The 17,742-nt window shown below is 56.7% G+C and carries 15 protein-coding genes; 10 read left to right on the top strand and 5 right to left on the bottom strand.

The window, feature by feature from the left end; all coding sequences use genetic code 11:
* Nucleotides 1–19 precede the first annotated feature (19 nt).
* Nucleotides 20–871 carry a TnsA endonuclease N-terminal domain-containing protein gene (locus U4Y90_RS14195; RefSeq protein ID WP_321795276.1) on the bottom strand — a complete coding sequence of 284 codons (852 nt, stop codon included), beginning with the start codon at nt 869–871 and terminating at the stop codon, nt 20–22.
* Between the two features lie 970 nt (nt 872–1,841).
* Here U4Y90_RS14195 and U4Y90_RS14190 point away from each other — a divergent pair.
* From U4Y90_RS14190 to U4Y90_RS14165, 6 genes are all read left to right on the top strand, one after another.
* Nucleotides 1,842–2,381 (top strand): DUF6471 domain-containing protein, encoded by a 540-nt coding sequence (locus tag U4Y90_RS14190; protein WP_321795274.1) that lies wholly within the window; start codon nt 1,842–1,844, stop codon nt 2,379–2,381.
* A 194-nt stretch (nt 2,382–2,575) separates the two neighbouring features.
* Nucleotides 2,576–3,109, top strand: coding sequence for a BPSL0761 family protein (locus U4Y90_RS14185; protein ID WP_321795273.1), 534 nt, complete (start codon nt 2,576–2,578; stop codon nt 3,107–3,109).
* Nucleotides 3,110–3,173: 64 nt separating this feature from the next.
* Nucleotides 3,174–3,584: a hypothetical protein gene (locus tag U4Y90_RS14180; protein WP_321795272.1), complete on the top strand. Its 411-nt coding sequence runs from the start codon at nt 3,174–3,176 to the stop codon at nt 3,582–3,584.
* Nucleotides 3,585–3,732: 148 nt separating this feature from the next.
* Nucleotides 3,733–4,545, top strand: a complete 813-nt coding sequence (locus U4Y90_RS14175) for a hypothetical protein (protein ID WP_321795271.1) — start codon at nt 3,733–3,735, stop codon at nt 4,543–4,545.
* A 75-nt stretch (nt 4,546–4,620) separates the two neighbouring features.
* Complete coding sequence (locus tag U4Y90_RS14170; RefSeq protein ID WP_321795269.1) at nt 4,621–4,851, top strand: DUF6471 domain-containing protein; 231 nt, start codon at nt 4,621–4,623, stop codon at nt 4,849–4,851.
* Between the two features lie 271 nt (nt 4,852–5,122).
* The gene (locus U4Y90_RS14165; RefSeq protein WP_321795267.1) at nt 5,123–5,671 is read left to right on the top strand and encodes an HAD domain-containing protein; all 549 of its coding nucleotides are present in this window, start codon (nt 5,123–5,125) and stop codon (nt 5,669–5,671) included.
* A gap of 539 nt (nt 5,672–6,210) precedes the next feature.
* Here the strand turns inward: U4Y90_RS14165 and U4Y90_RS14160 are convergent.
* Nucleotides 6,211–6,516, bottom strand: coding sequence for a transcriptional regulator (locus U4Y90_RS14160; RefSeq protein WP_321795265.1), 306 nt, complete (start codon nt 6,514–6,516; stop codon nt 6,211–6,213).
* Nucleotides 6,517–6,811: 295 nt separating this feature from the next.
* On the opposite strand from U4Y90_RS14160, the gene U4Y90_RS14155 reads away from it, so the two are divergent.
* Entirely contained in the window at nt 6,812–7,522 is a 711-nt protein-coding gene (locus U4Y90_RS14155) for a ribonuclease HI (RefSeq protein ID WP_321795263.1), read from the top strand.
* Between the two features lie 50 nt (nt 7,523–7,572).
* Here the strand turns inward: U4Y90_RS14155 and U4Y90_RS36140 are convergent, their stop codons facing one another.
* Complete coding sequence (locus U4Y90_RS36140) at nt 7,573–8,466, bottom strand: TniQ family protein (protein WP_415749344.1); 894 nt, start codon at nt 8,464–8,466, stop codon at nt 7,573–7,575.
* Between the two features lie 161 nt (nt 8,467–8,627).
* Between U4Y90_RS36140 and U4Y90_RS14150 the strand changes: the two genes are divergently transcribed.
* A complete protein-coding gene (locus U4Y90_RS14150; protein WP_321795262.1) occupies nt 8,628–8,987 on the top strand; it encodes a helix-turn-helix transcriptional regulator in 360 nt (119 codons plus the stop codon).
* 384 nt (nt 8,988–9,371) lie between these two features.
* Here the strand turns inward: U4Y90_RS14150 and U4Y90_RS14145 are convergent, their stop codons facing one another.
* The gene (locus U4Y90_RS14145) at nt 9,372–10,349 is read right to left on the bottom strand and encodes a hypothetical protein (RefSeq protein WP_321795260.1); all 978 of its coding nucleotides are present in this window, start codon (nt 10,347–10,349) and stop codon (nt 9,372–9,374) included.
* Between the two features lie 832 nt (nt 10,350–11,181).
* Between U4Y90_RS14145 and U4Y90_RS14140 the strand changes: the two genes are divergently transcribed.
* Entirely contained in the window at nt 11,182–15,288 is a 4,107-nt protein-coding gene (locus tag U4Y90_RS14140) for a P-loop NTPase fold protein (RefSeq protein WP_321795259.1), read from the top strand.
* 748 nt (nt 15,289–16,036) lie between these two features.
* Here the strand turns inward: U4Y90_RS14140 and U4Y90_RS14135 are convergent.
* Nucleotides 16,037–16,444, bottom strand: a complete 408-nt coding sequence (locus U4Y90_RS14135) for a GFA family protein (protein ID WP_321795258.1) — start codon at nt 16,442–16,444, stop codon at nt 16,037–16,039.
* A 323-nt stretch (nt 16,445–16,767) separates the two neighbouring features.
* Here U4Y90_RS14135 and U4Y90_RS14130 point away from each other — a divergent pair, with 323 nt between their 5' ends.
* Nucleotides 16,768–17,736 carry a Bug family tripartite tricarboxylate transporter substrate binding protein gene (locus U4Y90_RS14130; protein ID WP_321795256.1) on the top strand — a complete coding sequence of 323 codons (969 nt, stop codon included), beginning with the start codon at nt 16,768–16,770 and terminating at the stop codon, nt 17,734–17,736.
* Nucleotides 17,737–17,742: the final 6 nt, after the last annotated feature.

Below are 17,742 nucleotides of genomic sequence, written 5' to 3'. Positions count from 1 at the left end.
CGTTGAAGAAAAGCAGTTTTCAGGCAATCGAAACTCTGCTTGGAGGCCGCTCGTCATCGGCTCTCAGCGTAAAACTGCTGACTGGCGCCTGTTCCAGGTGGGGGACGTTCAAGTCGCAGCGCAGCGTTTGCTCCCAAAGCAGCACGCGTGCGACACGTAAGCCTAGGCCGGACGTAATCCCGTGACGACGGTCAAACTTGCTGCAATACTCAGCAAGTGAGTCAAGCCGCGTGGAACCTGAGAAATCGTTCTTCATCTGCGCGCATAGTTCCTGCAGTTGCTCAAACGATGGAGATGTTTGCCCGGGCTTCCAGATCGCTCCGCGGAACCATTCGATATTTCGGACCTTCTGCATCGGAAGCGACGAATGAAAGACAAGGTGATGCTTTACGTCGCAGCCAGCAAAATACGCATGGGCTATCTGTAGTTTCTCGACGGCGCGCTCGTTTTCGGCGTCTTCGGAGCGCTTGCAGTCGAACGCCTTTAGACAAGGCACACCGTCTTGCTCGATCGCTACTAGGAAATCAACCGTCATCACCGCAGGAACCGAAGTGCCGGGGTATGTAGGGTGCTTGACGCCCAAGGCTGCCGCCACTTCCATGGTAGTTTCCCGCGGCAATGGAAAGCCCTCGTAGACTGCTGTCACCGCCCTGCAGAATTCGAGGCAAACGAAGGTGTTCCACTCGACATCCGACACCATCTCGATGGTGCGGCCAAATCTTTGGCTGTATGCACGGTGAGTGCGTCCCAAAGAGGAGAAGTCAGCGGTGCCGACCCACGGCTTGTACTGTGCTCCCTCGCCTTCGCCATACCCTTCTCGGATCCGGCGTGCGACTACCTCCTCCGTCCACTTCTTGATACCACGTGGCATTGCGCATAGCTCCACCAAAGACACGCGGCGGCGCCGCGTTATAGAGCGTATAGCGCTGCCAGCTTCGGGTCATCAAAAGGTCCGACCGTTTTAGATGCCGCGAAACCCTGAGATTTGTTTTAGAAAGCGTCGCAAGTGGGCCGTGTACAGCGCTGGAGATTCAGGCGGTGACCAGCGTAGGACAATTATGTGCGCCGTTCTGCAGCTTGGAATCGTCGGGCGTTCGCCAGTAGTCGCGGGTGCGAGACAGCCGGCCCGGTACTACCGTTTTAGGTCGGTGGTTCCGCAAGGGCTTTAGATGTGAGAGTATTAACGGGCGTCGTCAGGGTTCTGGTCTTGGGCCCGTCACGCTGGGTAACAGAAGGCGCTGAATTTGGTCGAGCGTCTGCTTGAGTGCTGCCGAGTCGTTGTGGATAACGAGCACTGACCGGGAGACGTATTCGAAAGGTATGGCGCTTCGCGAGGCATCGACGATCGTTAATGTGCCGGGATTGCGGCGGGTCACGTCTGCGCGAAGAACGTCCGCTCGCTTTCGCAGGTCGGTTTTCCGATGCAGCCGATTTCCAGAAGTCGTCGCACCCACCGTCCGCGAGGCCAGCCCATGGGGCAAAAAGCTGAGAATTCTGCGGTAACCAATGTCGACAACGTAGGAACCGTTCAGAACCACTTCCAAGTCAGATGCTGCCTCGGCTATGGCTGAGAGTTTGTCTAGAAGTTCGGAGTTTGTGACTGACCTACGAGACGCTGACGTGTCGCATGCGACCAATGGGCGTGTCCGCCATGGGAAGACGACACCCTCAACGCCCAAATATAGGACGGAACTCATGAAAGACCTGGCTCGGTTTTCTGTGAAGCGACGTGCGCTGAAGTTTGTGACGAGTGGGGCGGCTAAGACAGCGACGTCGAGGGCTCTCTGAATTTGACTTTGACTTCTAGAGAACGCGTGCAGATATACACACCAAGGTAGTACATGTCGACGCAAATGCAAGCGAAAGACGCGGACGGGTCGGAGGGGGCATGGGCGAGGCTGGCTTCTCGCGCGATTCGTGTCGCGCTCACGCGGCAGGATGTGAGCTATGCACAACTGGCCTCAGAGCTTAATCGAATGGGCGTCCCAGAGTCCGCCCGATCGGTTGAAGGAAAAGTACAGCGAGGTACTTTTCGTTTTACCTTCTTCGTTCAGGCGCTCGCGGCCGCGCGGGTGGATTGCCCGGATGCTTGGTCGCAAAGTTTGGCGGGCGCAGGTACGTGGGAGGAGCGTGCCTCTAACCTTCTGAGTCACTTGATGTCGCAGCAGCCGTGGCTTGATTGGCGGCTTCTTGCCCAGCGACTCTCAGAGATCGGCATCGAGATTCAGCCGGACAATCTGAAAGCACAAGGTGAGGAAGGGACCTTTTCCGCGGCGTTGTTTTTTCAATGCGCGACTGTTTGCCGGTTTGGGGGCGTTCGGTCGTTTCTCGACTTCTCATCCTTGAACAGTGCTGCCTTCGCTGGCAGGGCGAGCCCCTGAAGTTCAGATGACTTCGATTTCTTGCAAGTTTCGACACATTGCATATAATGCGAATGACGTGTAGAAATACACGCTTCGTCGCAGGCTACAAGTCCAATCACACAAGCTCGCGCGTCCCATCTAGCTGGCTGCCCGCAATTCGAAGCGAATTCGCAGACGAAGGGCAGGCCTTGCTCGTTCCGGTTCGAGTCTCCATGTCAACGTCAGATACTTGCTCGGTGTCGGTCGAGCTGGAAATCAGGCTGATTGAATGGCGTGTGATGGCTGTCATGCCAGGCGGTGGTTTCCACTTCGTCGGCTTCAACGAAGCGACTTCTGTCGGTCGCGTAAGTTCGCCAATCTTATCGTTTGACTCTAGGGATGGAAGGGGGCTCACCACCTCCGGTCGTTGCTATCGGCTAAACGGCGAAAGTGGTTCGTCCCGGCTAGCTGAATCCGTGTGGTCCGTTTACTGTTTTCGAAATCGCATCGAAGATCACTTCGACGCGACGCACCTTTTCGCCCTGGAGGATCGCATGACTACGCCAAGTGACCGGACGCGTGCGGTGCTCGACACGCGTTGGTTTCTGCAGATGCTGGCCGAGGACGAGCAGATATCCATCGCTGGGCTGGTGCGCAGCGTTGCCGTCGGACTGCTCCGGCACTATCCGACGGATGCGGAGATGGCTGTTTCAGCAACCGTCGCTCCGACGATCTGGTCGGCGCCAGTCGAGAAGTCGCCCCGATGAACCGGGGTGAACCGGCAGTATTGATCGCGAGCACGGCGCGTCTGTCCAACTGTTCCGGATGGTCATGAGCAGTGAGCGGGAAAGCATCTCCTCGGATTGCAATCGCTACACCCATGTTTCTTTATATCTGGGCGACTGCGATGGCCCCTCAGTCAGTCTTGTATGCGATGGTGTGTCAGATGCGACTGCGGACTCGATTTGGGCGCGTGCGCTCGATGCGCTGGCGAAGCCCTCGCCACCCGGTCCTTATCCGTCGGCAACGCAGACCACGCTGTTCGTCTACGAAACAGTTGGAGATATGCTTGCGCGTGATGTCGATCCAGTCGTCACCCGCGTTGACGTACGGTGTGGTGTCGATGTAGCGCACGTAACTGTTCGACCGTCTGGCGCGACTAAATTCGCTTATTGCGTTCAGTACGTGGTTGGCGACGATGCAGTGGTCATGGCGCGGCGAGCGCTGCAATTTTTGTTGTGATTTCGGTCCGGGGACGCTGACGGTCATCGCGCTGCATGAGGCGGACGAGTGACTGGGCAACGCAAGGCGATCGTGCCCGTTTGCGTGTAACACTGCGGCACGGTACATGAGAACAGGGCTATGCCACATCCTCCGAAGCCTACGGCCAATGAACCTTAGCGCAGAAATCATCACTCGCTGGAAGTTTCGTGCGCGCTTGGGTATAAGCGAGGAGGTGCTCAACTCGCTGCTTTCCAAGGGCAGCGTCTTTTCCCTCGGCAGCGGAGAAAAGTCCTTTCCAGCAATTCTGTCGGAACCAAAGGTCGACCGACGCCAGCTTTTCTCTTTGTGCAGGATCATCCGACCTGCACCGCCCAGTGTACGGCTTTCGTTTCTACTCTCGGGTCATGAAGCACTGGGAGGACAAGCTCCGCTCGAAGCGTTGCGAAGCGGGGTGCGATTCCGCTTGTTACGTGAGGTAGCAAGCGCCTGGGCGTCAGAATGGAGCCGAACGATTGTGACGATCTACATTGGAGCCCATTCGATGGCGCTGAAAGATACGCCAGCGTATGTGGCTATTGACGAGGTCGATCCTCGACGCTGCATCTGGGCTCGGGCGACAGGCGCGATGCAATCTGGTGGCTACATCGCACCCGAAGCGCCGTATCCCTTTGCAAGACGAACGACGGCGTTCATCACCCGCAGATCGGCCGGATGCTCGCAGGAACTCGTCGACGCAAGGCTCGACATTGCGGTTCTCGGGCGTGTCTGCTTCGCAGGCGTCCAACTTCACGAGCGAGCTCCAGGTCGCTATCGTTTGATGCTGAGCGCCGACCGCCTAAATGTCGTTGAGGTATTGGGAGAGATAGTCGGCGTAATGCGGCGCGAAAGCTCGGAGGAACGTCGAAACAACGCCAGGGCAGCGTCGAGCCAAGTCCAGCGGCTACGCTTAGATGTAAAAATCCCATTTCAGATGTTTTGATCCCATATATGGGATTGTACAGCCGACGCAGCTTGGGGCGGGGAATAATGTGCGTTTTCTCTCGCCCCTATGCGGATGACCGACTGGTATCAGATGGCTGGCAACGTCCTGCGTGCAGAGCTCGCTCGGCAAGGCGTGAGCTATCGCCAGTTAGCGCGGATGCTTACCGACATCGGCGTGGAAGAAACAGAGCGCGCCATCGCGAACAAACTGTCTCGCGGAAGCTTCAGCTTCGCGTTCTTCCTCCAATGCATGCGGGCGCTTGGAAGAGCCGACTTCAGAGTCGATCTCACCCACCGTCCCTGAGGGTAGCCCTGTGGCGGCGCTCGCCGCAGCAGGCGCAGCGCGGCATAAGCACGCTTGACCCGCTTTCGACTCACTCCACGACTCATATCTAACTCAGGCAAAACGCCTGCAAAGGCTAAACATGTCGCCTATAATCCCATATATGAGATGATTATGTCGTTTATGGAATAGCGGCATGCGCTGGTTCAGGTGCGCGACACCGAGGCATGCCTCCACGGACGCATTGCCAGCACTCCGTGCTCGCAAACTACAGGACTCGGGAATCGACGATATGCATGCAATATCGAACTGTGCTGACTGGAGCAAGCCGGTTATCTACTTGGGCTTCGGCGGGGTTCTTCACGTTGGCGCTGCGATGATGGACAGAAACGGAAACATTCGCCTCCGCGGCGGACAGCAAACCTTCGAGTATGCGCGGTTGCTCTCCGATTTGTTGCGCCCGTATCCGTCCGTGCAGATCGTTCTAAGTTGCGGATGGATTGATACCCTCGGAGAAACGGTCACATCGAATCTTCTTCCGACGGACTTGCGAAAGCGGGTTGTCGGAAGCACAAAGCTATTTAGCGAAGGGCTGGACGGTCACGAGGAGGGACAGCGTCGTGTGTTACGCGTTCTTCGTCACGCACGAACTTCGGGTGTCCGCCGCTGGCTTGCGCTTGATGTGACAGTGTCGGCGGTCCCGTTTGCCCGCTGGAAAAACTTCCTCGTGACGCGTGCCGACGAGGCTTTGGGTTCGATAAACACCCAGCGGCAACTGCAGTCGTGGCTTCGCGAGAACGCGACAGATACGCCGTGTGACGCGGTCCGTCGCGCGGCGTAACTCGCGATTTCGTGGACGGTATAAACCGGCTTCCCTACCTTCTTTGCTGGAGGAGGGGGCTCAACACGCCGCGGCCAGCGAAGTGCACCAAGCGGACGTTCACGGGTGCAGCCCTGGGAGGAACAGTCGAAAGGGGAACAGCGAGGCGCACATGTCCTCGAACAATTCGATTGAGTCACGGTGATGTACGCCGACCGTGGTGCCCATCAAACGGCGCAACTCCCCCCGGCTCAACCGCATCCCGGTTGGCTAAGGGGGAGTTTTGCCCAAAACTCAAGAGTCTCTTGTTTATTCAAAAGAGTCTTTGTTTACAATGGTTTTGCCTGCCTGGACGGCAGGCGCATAGCCGTGCAGCTTTTCCTTTTGCTTCGCTTAATCAGGATGCGCTTGCGAGGTCATCGGTTAGGAAGCGAAAGAGACAAAACACCACTATGCAAGGAGACGGACATACGACCGGCGGCATCGACGATCGGTGACCGGGGCCCGATGCCGGAACGATCATGACAAAGGCAGTTGAACAGCTTAGCGGGAGTGCAAGCTTAGGGACGATGCCCGTCAGAAATCGACCGGAGAAACAGTTCAGCGGCGCTAAGCGCTGAATAGTCTGGGGCTGTTCCGTCTCTCTCCAGCAATCGCCTTAACTCTCGGACATGTTCTTTCGGAACAAGGATCCATTCGGCTTCCATCGCCGTGGCGAGCGCAGCTAATGCTGAGCTCGCATCGCTGTCCATCCCGACTAGGGCAGAACTCATAACAGGCACCGACATGCTCATGCGATCGGCCAAAGCTTCAAGCGTGACGCCTCGCTGGAGCATCAAAGATTCGAATTGAGTCAGGAATGACATGATGAGTCTCCAGCGCGGGTTGAGCGCGGCAACGGGCTTGCGGTCCTCTACGCGGCGGCGACATGGCAGCTTCGCAAAAGGGGAGCGTTATCTGAATGCTACAGCACAACAATGCGCTCGACGCGGAATCGAAAAACGGGGCGAGACCAGATAAATTCGTTTCGCTATTTTCTTGTACCCGTTACGAACCAAGCTGTCTCGGAATACTTCGCAGCGTTTCTCGAAACACCCGAGTATTTTCGTCGATCGCTGTTACGTCGAAGCTCGCAATCGTGTTGTGCAAACTTAGAAAATCATGCAAATCGCTGCCGTGAAATATTCTCCGTCGCTCTCCGACAACATCGTCCAAGCCGCGCTAGCGTGGCACAAATTACCGAGCGGCCGCACGAGGCGAGCCCTGCGGGAAGCCGTCGATGCGTTAGTGCATCAACGAAGCAGGGCTGTGGCGGACTTCCTTGCGAAGAAGCAGAAGGTCCCGGAAACGCCAGAGGGCAGAACGGGGGCATCCACAGCTAGTGCGGAATTCCGCAATGGGGATGCCGGAAAGTTTGCACTCTTTTGCGATGGCTCAACAATACGGAATCCGGGACCATCCGGCTGCGGTTGGGTGGTGGTGAGTGAAGAAGCGGTGGTGTGCGAGGGCTTTAAGGCCATTGGATACGCGACGAATCAAATCGCCGAGATTCGGGCTGCCGCATACGGCTTGGACGACCTACCAAAAGGTTCGACCGTCGACGTCCATACCGACTCGCTCTACGTTGTTAAAACCATGCGCGGTCAGTTCAGGAAGGGGATGAATCTCGAGCACTGGGATGTCCTCTCCGACGCAGTCAACCGTCACCGCCTCGTCAATTTCCACCACCTCCGTGGCTACGCCGGTCACCAACTGAACGAGTTGGCCGACAGCCTCGCGAAAAAAGGTTCGACGCTCTCTCAGCGTAATTCGAAGTCTCTCGTGAATCGGTCTGCATCACGCGCAGTCACCGGCGGAGCCAATCAATTTTGAAGGTTGCGGTTCGAAGGGAGCAGATTTCAAGACGGACATGGCCCGATCCGTCAACTGGGAAGAGTTTTTGCCGCCTCCAGGAAGCACCGAAGAAAAAGGTGCGATAGAGTCGACTGTCGATGCAGGCGTTCACCGGATGTGACTCGCATAAGCCAAGTTGTTGCAGCCGGCTGTGCAAGTGACAGGTCAAAGGCATCTAGGAACCGCGCGTCGAAAAATTCCTTACAATCGATTATGAGTCGCCGCCGCGTCTCGCGATCGCGAAGGTCTTCGTACCCTGCGGCGCGCAGCGCAGCAACGTACGCGTCGGCACAGTCCCGCCAACTTCCCGGCTCGAGTTTCAGGGCATCAGAAGCGAGCACGGACAGAAGCCGTAAAACGGGCTTGGATGCGTAAAACCAAGGACGTGATGCACAAGTTTCGTTCGGCAGAAAAACTGTTTCATTGCGCAAACCATCAAGAAGATATGCTGAGGTTTCTAGTAGCCGCGAATTATGCTCCGGACATGTCAGCACGCCAGGAACGGCGTGCATCCTATGCCAATAAGCCTCGCCGAACACACGCTCATCTTCAGCCGCACAAGCTGAACAATATCGCCTGAACGATACGCGTCGACTTCGATTTGTAAATTGGGCCCGGTACGCAGAACTCGACTGAATTCCGTCGCCATGAATTGCTGCACATCTGAGTATTGCGATCTCCGACGAATCGTAGGTCAAACATACGAACGCAAAGAGCGTGTGCTTTTCGAGCAGTTCAGCAGCGGGCGTAGCCGTATAGTCTGCTATTCGAGACAGATTTCCAGGGACTATGAAGGAGGGGTATTCTGGGGGCACCAGTCCAGCGAACTGAACCATCGTTCTCAAGGAAAGACCGAGACGACGCGAAGACCGAATCAATAGACTTCCCAAGAGTTCGTCGGGATAGGGTTTCGGAAAGAACATTTTGAGCAGACTCCCGGCCGAAGGTGACAGGGTCCAAACACCGAAACTCGCGCGACTCGAGTAGTGAGCCAAATTGTAAGATTTGACATGCAATTGGAGCGTCAGCTGAAGCTTGCACTCTATTCGACCAATTGCTCGTTAAATCGAGCATATCGACTCTAATGGCCGATTTGACGAACATGAAAGTTGATCAGACAGCTAGCCTTCCGCCCTTCTTGCTCGAACAAAGCCGACAACTCGGCCAGCTTTTAAGTCGCCTGCGCGTCGCGCGCGGTGTCAAGCAAACTGATGCAGCCGCACGGGCTGGATTGTCGCGCAACACTGTCTACCGGCTGGAGCACGGAGATCCGGGTCTCGCGGTAGGGCAGATTTTCCGCTACCTCGAAGGCATCGCGCCGGGAACGACGCTCGAGAGTCTTTACGAACAAAAGGACCCTGCATTACTTGCGCAAGCTGCTCGTGAACGAAGAACTCGAGTGAGCGGCTTGAGCGCGGCCGAGCTCGACGAGCTGAACTTCTGAGAACAACATGGCCAGCCGAGAAAACAAGCTCACGGTGTTTGCACGGCCCAACCTTCAGGCTGAGCCGATGATGGGTGTGAACAACTAGAACACATACCCTACCTGATGGAATCTCGGAGCGAATTGAGCATAGCCTGCCGGTTCCCGCTCCTCTGGAAGCAATTTTCCTTGTTGTTGCCGGAGTCTAATCCGGGACTAAAGACACGCATCTCGTAGCCCCATCCGTAGGCCTTTTCGACGCGTGTTAGCGTAGGGTATGGTGAGGAGCGACGGTACCACTCGATAGCTTGGATTGTAGACGGCGGGTGAACGAAGACAAGGTCATCCGAGCAGTGGCCATTGCACAGTTTGGGGTTACTCGCGCGAGAAGGTAGAAATCAAAGGCTAATCGGATTTTCGTGTGGCGCCGCCCCGCCTTGAGGTTATCCGCTCATCCACAGAGCTTGTTGGCAAGCCTGTGAAAAACGGAAGCGCTGACCGGTCGTTGGTCCGCGCTAGCACCGGTCGGAGAGTCGGTAGACCCACGTGTCGCTTCCGGCACCTCAAGACGTGAGGATCATCGTTCCTGACGCGGCGCACACCGTTTGGGATTTTTTGCCATCCATTACGGGCGCGCACAGCCTCACCGAGAATGTCGAGATACTCATCGTGATCCACACGATCATCCGCCGGCAACGAGGCTTTGGCGTGACGCGCGAGCGCCGCTTGCCGTTGTCGGGTGCCTTCAGCCAGCGAGATGATCCGGCTGTACGCCTCACACGCGTAAGCAAAAGTCTCGCGCTTGCAGTAGTCGATGTTCAACAGGAATTCCTTGTGACGTTTCTCGTTCAGCCCGACGGTCGCTCGTTTGCAGTTGTGGAAGATGTGCGCCGCCTCGTGGACGAGGAAATCTGCAAACGGGTCAGTTTCCTCAAAGTACACCGTAGAGACGAAACAAGTTGTCTCTTCGCTCAGCCCCACGATGTCGATCGCCTCTTGCGACAGAGCAGGGGCACCGACGCTGGCAAGATAGATGTTGGCCACGTCCCATGCTGTCGACAACCACGTTTGCTGCGCGAGGATCGCGGTGATGTTTTCCGGGGTGAGAAACACGACGCTGCGAGCGAGTGTGTCCAAGATGATGCAGTGTTCGTCGGCGGGAAACAGCCCATTGACCATCGGCGAAAGCTTGTCGCGGGCCCATGCATGCAAGTCGCCCGGCACCCGCGCCTGATCGCGGAAACCGTACGTTCGGCGGAGTGTCTCTTCCACCAGCGCAGTCTTCAGACGCTGGGTGGTCCGTTGCGTAACGTCGACAAAGTTGTCGCCCGGCCAGCCCGTGAAGTTGCTGTCGTAGTCGCCACTATCGAGGTAGCGCTTCACTTCGCATCGGAGCCACGCCGGCGTGCCGACTTTCGGGCTCTGATGGTCGAGGTCTGCGACTGCCGATGACACTTGCATATTTTGGGAGTCGGTTGGTGCGGAGGGACAAGGCTCGAAGATACCGCGGAATACGACGCGCCTCAAATGGTTGCGCGATATGCCTTCAAAGACGTCTTCAAGGTTTGCGGCTTGATACGTTCGAGAGCCATTCCTGCAGTTGGAAGAGTAAGTGTGCTGTCGAATCAATATCAGCGCAGCCGAGCGGTTGTTCTGCAGCGAACGCTGTGTTTACGCTAAGCCGCCGACGCTTCATTGATTGAAGTCGCTTATGAGGGGACCTGGATTGATTTGTCCATGGTATCTGAAGAAGGCGGACGGTATTTCGAAACGGCGCCCGACGAAGTTTGGCTCGCCGTTAAAGCGCGTCGACGTACGCTGCGGTCGCCGCCTTTGTCGAGATGGTGTTAGGCGCACAGCCACCGGAAGATCGAAGGTGCCCAGCTCCTGGCACCTTGGTGCGACCGCGAGCGCCATGCGGTCGGCCACCGATGGCTATCCACGAATAATCTAGAATGCCGGCTCCAAAATGCCCACGGCATGCCGGTGCTTTGATACCACCGCTGCTGTCACGTCTACAGCGGCGCGGATATTCTAGGCAAGGTCCCGCAAGTGTTCCCATGCCGCCTCTTTGTAGTCGATGATTGAGGTAGGCGACGCTGCGTCCGGAATGTGATAAAAAGCACGTCGGAATCCTTGACTGGTCCAGCGAACGGATTGTGGCCCGCGGGCATTCTCGACTCCTCCGCAAGAATAACGAGACAATAAAATTAAAGTGAAAAAAGTGCCGCCTGCCGAAGGGATGCCGTCCGTTCTGGACCGGGAAATCTCGGACACCCAACAAGATGCGTTTGGTCACCGTCACTTTGCGCAGGCGTTACGCAGCCTGATTGAGTTTGAAGGCCATCCAACACCGTTCAGTATCGGTCTTCTGGGCGGCTGGGGCACAGGCAAGAGCAGTATTAAAGAGTTGTACATGACGGAGTTGAAGAACGACGTCACGAAACTGCTGGGCGGGACGCGATCCGAGAAATTTAATTGCATCACCTTCAACGCTTGGCGCTTCGGCGGTCGCGACCAGGACATCAAGCGGGCGCTTCTGCGTCACGTCTTTCTCGAACTGGGTGGGCACGAGGAAAATCTGCAAGATCGGCTTTTTCGCCAGATAAGCCGCGTCACAGAGCAGCCTAAGGCGACGCTCGATTATTCCTTGGAAACGCTGCGCTCCTGGCTGCGACCGCTTCCGGCCTTGTTGCTGGTCATGTTCGCATTGATCTTGACACTGGCTGTGAGCAATTGGGCGCTGGGCGATGGACACGACGCCGTCAAGGCGACTTTAACTCTTTGCGTCTCGGCCCTCTTTGCATACGTACTCAAGCATGTTAAGCCGCCTGAGGTGAAGGCATCCTCCGCCATGACTCGTGTCACGCTCCCGAGTACCAGTTCGGAGCAGTACGAGGACATGCTCCTTGCGCAGTTGGCTCGATACAAGCAGGGGAAGGATCGGTCGCCCGATGGGCGTAACGGGAAAAAGTGTGAACGCCTCGTTGTGTTCGTCGACGACCTCGATCGACTATCGGCCGAAGAAATGGTGCTTGGTCTGGACGGCGTTCGAACGTTCATGGAGATTCCGAAGGATCGGCTGCCAGAAGGACTTGGCCTGGTGTTCGTGATTTCCTGTGACGAGGGGAAGATCGCCGATGCGTTGGCCAAAGGACGCCGTTCCGCCGACCTGCCAGCGACGGTCTTCAATCGTTTCGATGCCCGTCGTTACCTGGACCGGATTTTCCAATTCCGCCTCGAGATTCCACCGCCGCCGCGGAACGATATGCGGGACTTCGCGACTCGGAAGCTAGAAGGTATGAACGGCGCTGCAGCTGACCTCGCAAAGCGCGGCGTTCCTTTGGCCCCGATTATCGATCGTATGATTCACACGGGTGTGCAGGATCCCCGAAATGCGCTGCAAATCGTCAACGCGTTTGAGCAAGCCTGGTGGCTGGCCAAGAGGCGCGAAGCCGATGGAGTCGGGAGCGACCGGGCAGGTGGCCTGCACGAGGGCGCCGTGACGGACCACCCTGTCTCACTTGGTGCGCTCTCGGCCATGAAGGTAAGTTTCCCGGATTTCTATCGTGAACTCCAAGACGACCCTGAGCTTCTTTTCCATTTCACAGAGGTCGTAGTGAGGGGGCAGAGTTTGTCCGAACGTCCCGAATCTGTACGCCAAATCCTTGTAGACAAGTATTTGCTGCCTGAGCCGGCCTCAGGTGGCAGCGATTCGACGACTGAGAAAAAGCCACAACTGCGCTCAGAATATCGGCCGCTTCGCCAGTTCCTTGCGGGGCTTGTCGGGGTCCGGTGGGCTCAGCCTTTGGGGAGCTTGCTCCTTCTTTCGGAGGATCCAGTCGCTCGACGCCTGGGACCGAAGATTGCCGCATTGCGCGACGCTTTCATTTCTGGCGACACCGACGGCGTGCTGGAAGGACTGGGAAGGCAGCATGATGTTTCGCCTTTCAGTCTTGAACAAGCGAAAAACCTGTACAACTTGTTCGAGAACTTGCGGGGAGAGACCGAAGTTCGCCGCACGAGCGGCGCACGTGTCATTGCGGATTTGATCGACCGGATTCCAGACCCTCCACTAACGCAAGTGCTGAATGAGTTGTGTCGCGCACTGGATGCGAGTTCGAATCTGCGTTCCCAATTGGGGCCGACGAGAATTACCGGCTTGCTCTCGAAAGCCGCCGGTCCGGATCAACGAGCCGTGACGTCGCGCCTCGTTGGAGATGCCATGACGAGCGACGGTAACGTCAGGCTCAGTTTGGACTCGGGTCAAACGCCGAGTTTAGATGAGGCGTCTGAAATGGTGAGGACCATTGTCAGTCTTGCCATCGATGTACGGTCGAGGGAAGGCCTCGAAGCAACCGACGACGCGTTGTTTCTTGATTGGTTGTTAGCTCGCAACGTACATAGCGGAAGTTCGTCCAAGCAGCTGGCATTTGATGAACTGGAGCAGTGGCTGGCCACCGATACCGGCCGCATTGCAGATTCGCTCGGCGCGCGCTATCTCGAGGCCCTCGCAAGCGAACTTGAAAAGGACGAACCTGCGACATTTAATCTGGCTACTGCAATGCAACGCGCGGCTTCCGTCTTCACCGCCCAGATGCCGCTCGGTGAGGAGGCGCGACGGGTGATGTGGCCGATCTTGGCTCGTTTTGTGAGCCTTCACCAACCGACTGCAGTCCGCATGGCTTGGCAGGCGGCCGTCTCTAACGAGACACTCGGCACAGACAGCGAAATCTCGGGGTTCGTGAGATCGTTCGCGGACCGCTTACGAGAGCAGGATAAGAGCGACGATGAGGAACTCAGCCTGCAAGACGCAAATCCTGAACTCATCAAGCTCTTGGTCGCTCGGGTAGGTTCTCTTGATGAGGGTGCGCTTGAGAGTCTCGTTGAACTCGCGAAATCATGGAGTCTCGACGAAGATGTGGCCCAATTCGCATGTGATGTCGTATCTCAACTGCAAGGCGCAGACAACACCGTCGCGTCAGAGGTGCTGAGCAACTGGGCACCGCGAGTCGTTTCGGACTTGCCGATTCCCTGCCTTGTTCTACTTGCGAAAATGCTACCTGACTGCGACGTGAAGATTGAGGGAGCGGCGGCGAACGCGTTGACGAGCGTCCTTAGTCGGGACCCGATTGGCGATGCCGCTGAAACGCGCTACTCAGCATTTGTCGATGAGCTTCCCGATTCGACTTGGGACAAGGCCCCATTCAAGGGCCATCTGGACAGTGCACTAGCCAATGTCGCTAGTCGAAGCGGGAGTGCCAAATACCTTGGTGCCATCTTCCCGCCCGTGGTAAAAACACTCGCGCATGCGACCCCGGCGACCCTCGGCAACTCACTGCAGCAGCTTTTCCAACAGGCAAAAAATCATCCTGGTCACTACGGGATGCTCCATCGACAAATGGTCGGTCGATGGCCTTCTCGAACACAGGCGCTCGCGCCATATGATCCAGTTGTGTTGTTCGACGAAGCATGTGTTTTTGCGATTGGGCAGCCGGCCGCAGCGAAAGACGATGTGCTGTTCTCCATTTCCGATATGTTCGACCGTGAGATAGTTGGTGCGGATAGGCGCCCACGTATCGTTGATGTCGCGTGCGCGGCGTGGCGAGCGGATCCTAAGTTCGCGTTGCCCTTCATCAAACGATACCCGAACTTATCGGTCGAACAGGTCGACGCGCTTGTCAGTACGATAAACGTCCGGGAATCGGAACATATATCATCTCTCCGCGAGGCATGGCGCGCGATTTCGCAACAAATGGAAGCCGAACCGCGTCGTGCAGTTACCTTGGCGCTGCTTCGTCGAGGGCCCGTACAGGTAGTTGACGACGCAGACCTCGCGTTGAACCTGTGGCTCATGGCGCAGGGTGACGGTGGACTTGCCCTACAAAGGAACCTTCTGGTCGACGGCGGCATCGCGGACGAACAACGTTCGCGTCTTTGGAGGCAAATGATTGTTCGGTCGCAAGAATTTGGAAAGAGCGTGCTCATTGACCTGATTCCGCATGCACTTGCAGTCCCAAACAGTGAGTTGACCTCCACTGCAATCTTCGATAGCGAGCGTACGATCAATGAGCTGCTGACAGAAAGCGACTCCCGCTCGTCACTCGCACGAGGTTTGATGAATCGATTCGATGAATTCGGGACGGCAACTATCAAAGGCGGCGCTAGCGCAATGGCGAACCGTCTCGTGGGCAACGCTGCGCTGAGCGTGCTTAAAGGAAAGAACCTGAGCGAAAGCGACCTAGAAATCCTGGTCGCTGCATTTGGCCGATCGAAGGAACTGGAGAAATTGAGCGACGCTGTCCGAAAGGGCGTGGATTGACATTCACTCAGTCTGTAGTGGCCAGGGCGTTCCACGCTATTTGATAAATATTCGGCTTGGGTTCGCGCTGGTCATACGTTGTAGCGACGCTATCACCCTCGATGGTCGGCCGCTTGCGGTTGTGGAACACATTGGCCGCTTGATGGACGATGAAATTCAGATCGTATCGGCCTCGACGAAGTACGGCAGGGGGAAGCAGCGTTTTGCTTCTTCGCGCGATTGAGAGATAGCCACGAAATCGGGGTGTGGCTAACTCAGCACGTCGCATCATAGAGGCCGCTGCATACTTAACGATACGCGTCGGCGTCGGGCCGTTCCAGTGTACCGATTTTCGACGAGATAATGCAGCACTGGTGCCCGTAGCCAAGTTCGATGTGGTCGCCCCTACACGGGCACCAGTTGTTCGCGCTGCATCGATCGGCTAACATGCGCCGCTTTGCCATACACGCGAGGATTCGCGAACACCGACTGCTGTTGTCAAGCTGGCTGACGCCTCATCTGGCACCCTTACAGCGATTGCGTCCACGCCTGCTAGATCCCGCGCTTCGCCAAGCGAAAACGCTTGCTCCGCATAAAGCCGGTGCTCGCAACCTCCGTGAGTTGACTCTGTTGAGCTGCCGACGTGATTCACCTGCGATGCGATCGCAAGACTCGTATGCGGCAGCACGAACCAGGCGAACCCGGCGAACAACACCGCGAGCAATCGCTTGAAGTGCTGCCCAGTCATGGAAGCGCTGGAGCAGGCAAACTACGACTGACCTTCACACCCAGGCACGTCATCGAGTTCAGTTAGCCAAGAGAATCGACGCTTCATCCAGATCTGCCGCGAGGGAGACCCTAGCTCATATCGTTGATTCAGCGCCCCGATTCTCAGTGAATATGTCTGCGGGTTTTCCGCAGCACAGGCATAAACCGGCCCTCCGCAGTTCTCGCAGAATGCGTGGATGCGCTTTGCTCCGCTGTCGGAAATTTTTAGGTATTTCCGAGGCGTGCCCGAGACAATTCGGAAGGACCCCGCAGGCGCCGGGATATTAGCTCGAAAGACCGAGCCGGACTGCCTTTGGCAATCCGCGCAATTACAGATGACCACGTTGCCCGGTTCTACCTCTGCTTCATACTTAATCGCACCGCAGTGACATTGACCATCGACTTTCATCTTTGCTCCAATGCGAAGTTCGACATGGAATGGCGTTCCGATGGTAACAGCTCCAGCGGCGCCACGCCCGTGTCTGCTGTCCACCGGCTCTACCGTTCCATTCACCTAAGATGCCCGCCCTTGCCTACACGCGTGACAGGCGTCGATAAATGCTCGTGGATAGTTCCGATCAGTGGAACCAATTTCAAAAGTATTGACGGTGACGGCCGTAGTGTTTACATTCATGATCGACGGATCGTAGCGGTGCAGGTACGACGGCTCTCGAGTGTGATGAACAGATAAGACGTGTGAGGTTGGGGATGCTCGGAAGGAAGGTTGCTCGGATGCTTGTCGTGCTCTCGTTGAGTCTAGTCGGGCTCGACAGCGTGGGTGCGAAGGATTTTCCTGCTCAAACCATCAGATTGCTGGTCGGCTTTGCCGCTGGCGGCGGTACCGACACGATTGCAAGGCTGTATGCTCGCGGCCTGCAAGAAGAGTTGCATACGACGGTTATTGTCGAGAACAGACCCGGCGCGTCGTCTCTCGTTGCGATCAGAATGCTGATGGCGTCACCGCCCGACGGGTACACGCTAATGCTCGCAAGCGGAAGCGCGCTGGCTCAGGGGCCGGGAGTCAGGAAAGACCTGCCTTATGACCCTCTCAAAGACTTCAGTCTCATTTCGATGGTTGCGACGGCGCCAGGCGTCTTCGTGGTCAGCCCTACGACAGATATTCATTCCATCGACGATCTCATTGGCTACGCCAAAGCACACCCCGGACAGTTGAATTTTGGCTCTGCGGGCGTTGGCGCAGCCAGCCATCTCCAAGTCGAGTACCTGAAAAGCGTCGCTGGAATTTCGATGACCCACATTCCGTACAGGTCGGATCAAGAACTGACTCAAGAAATCGCAATGGGCGATATCCAGGTTGGACTGAGCGTGCCGCAGTTTGTCATTCCTCTTTTGAAGGCTGGTAACTTGCGGGCTATTGCAGTCACGGGTAACCACAGGCTAAGCGCTTTGCCAGAAGTCCCGAGTCTCGCTGAATCTCACAACGCTTCGTTGCACGGTATCGAAAACTATACGTTCTACGGAGTCATCGGACCGAAGGGCGTTCCTCCCTCCGTGATTGAGCGTATCAGCGCGGCTGTGAATAAAGTATCTAGTTCTCCGGAAGTAGCCAGCCGGATGCGAAATTCGCTCTTTTGCGAGCCGGTCTCGGGTGACGCCGCGTACTTTTTCGACTACATGTCAAAAGAGGTCCCGAAATGGCGGCGGCTCGGCCAGTCGGTCACTGTCGGTGAAGGAGGGTAGGGAGCC

This window comes from Caballeronia sp. J97, from assembly GCF_905220305.1.
GTDB lineage: Bacteria > Pseudomonadota > Gammaproteobacteria > Burkholderiales > Burkholderiaceae > Caballeronia.
This window is presented reverse-complemented; position numbering and strand designations above follow the sequence as displayed.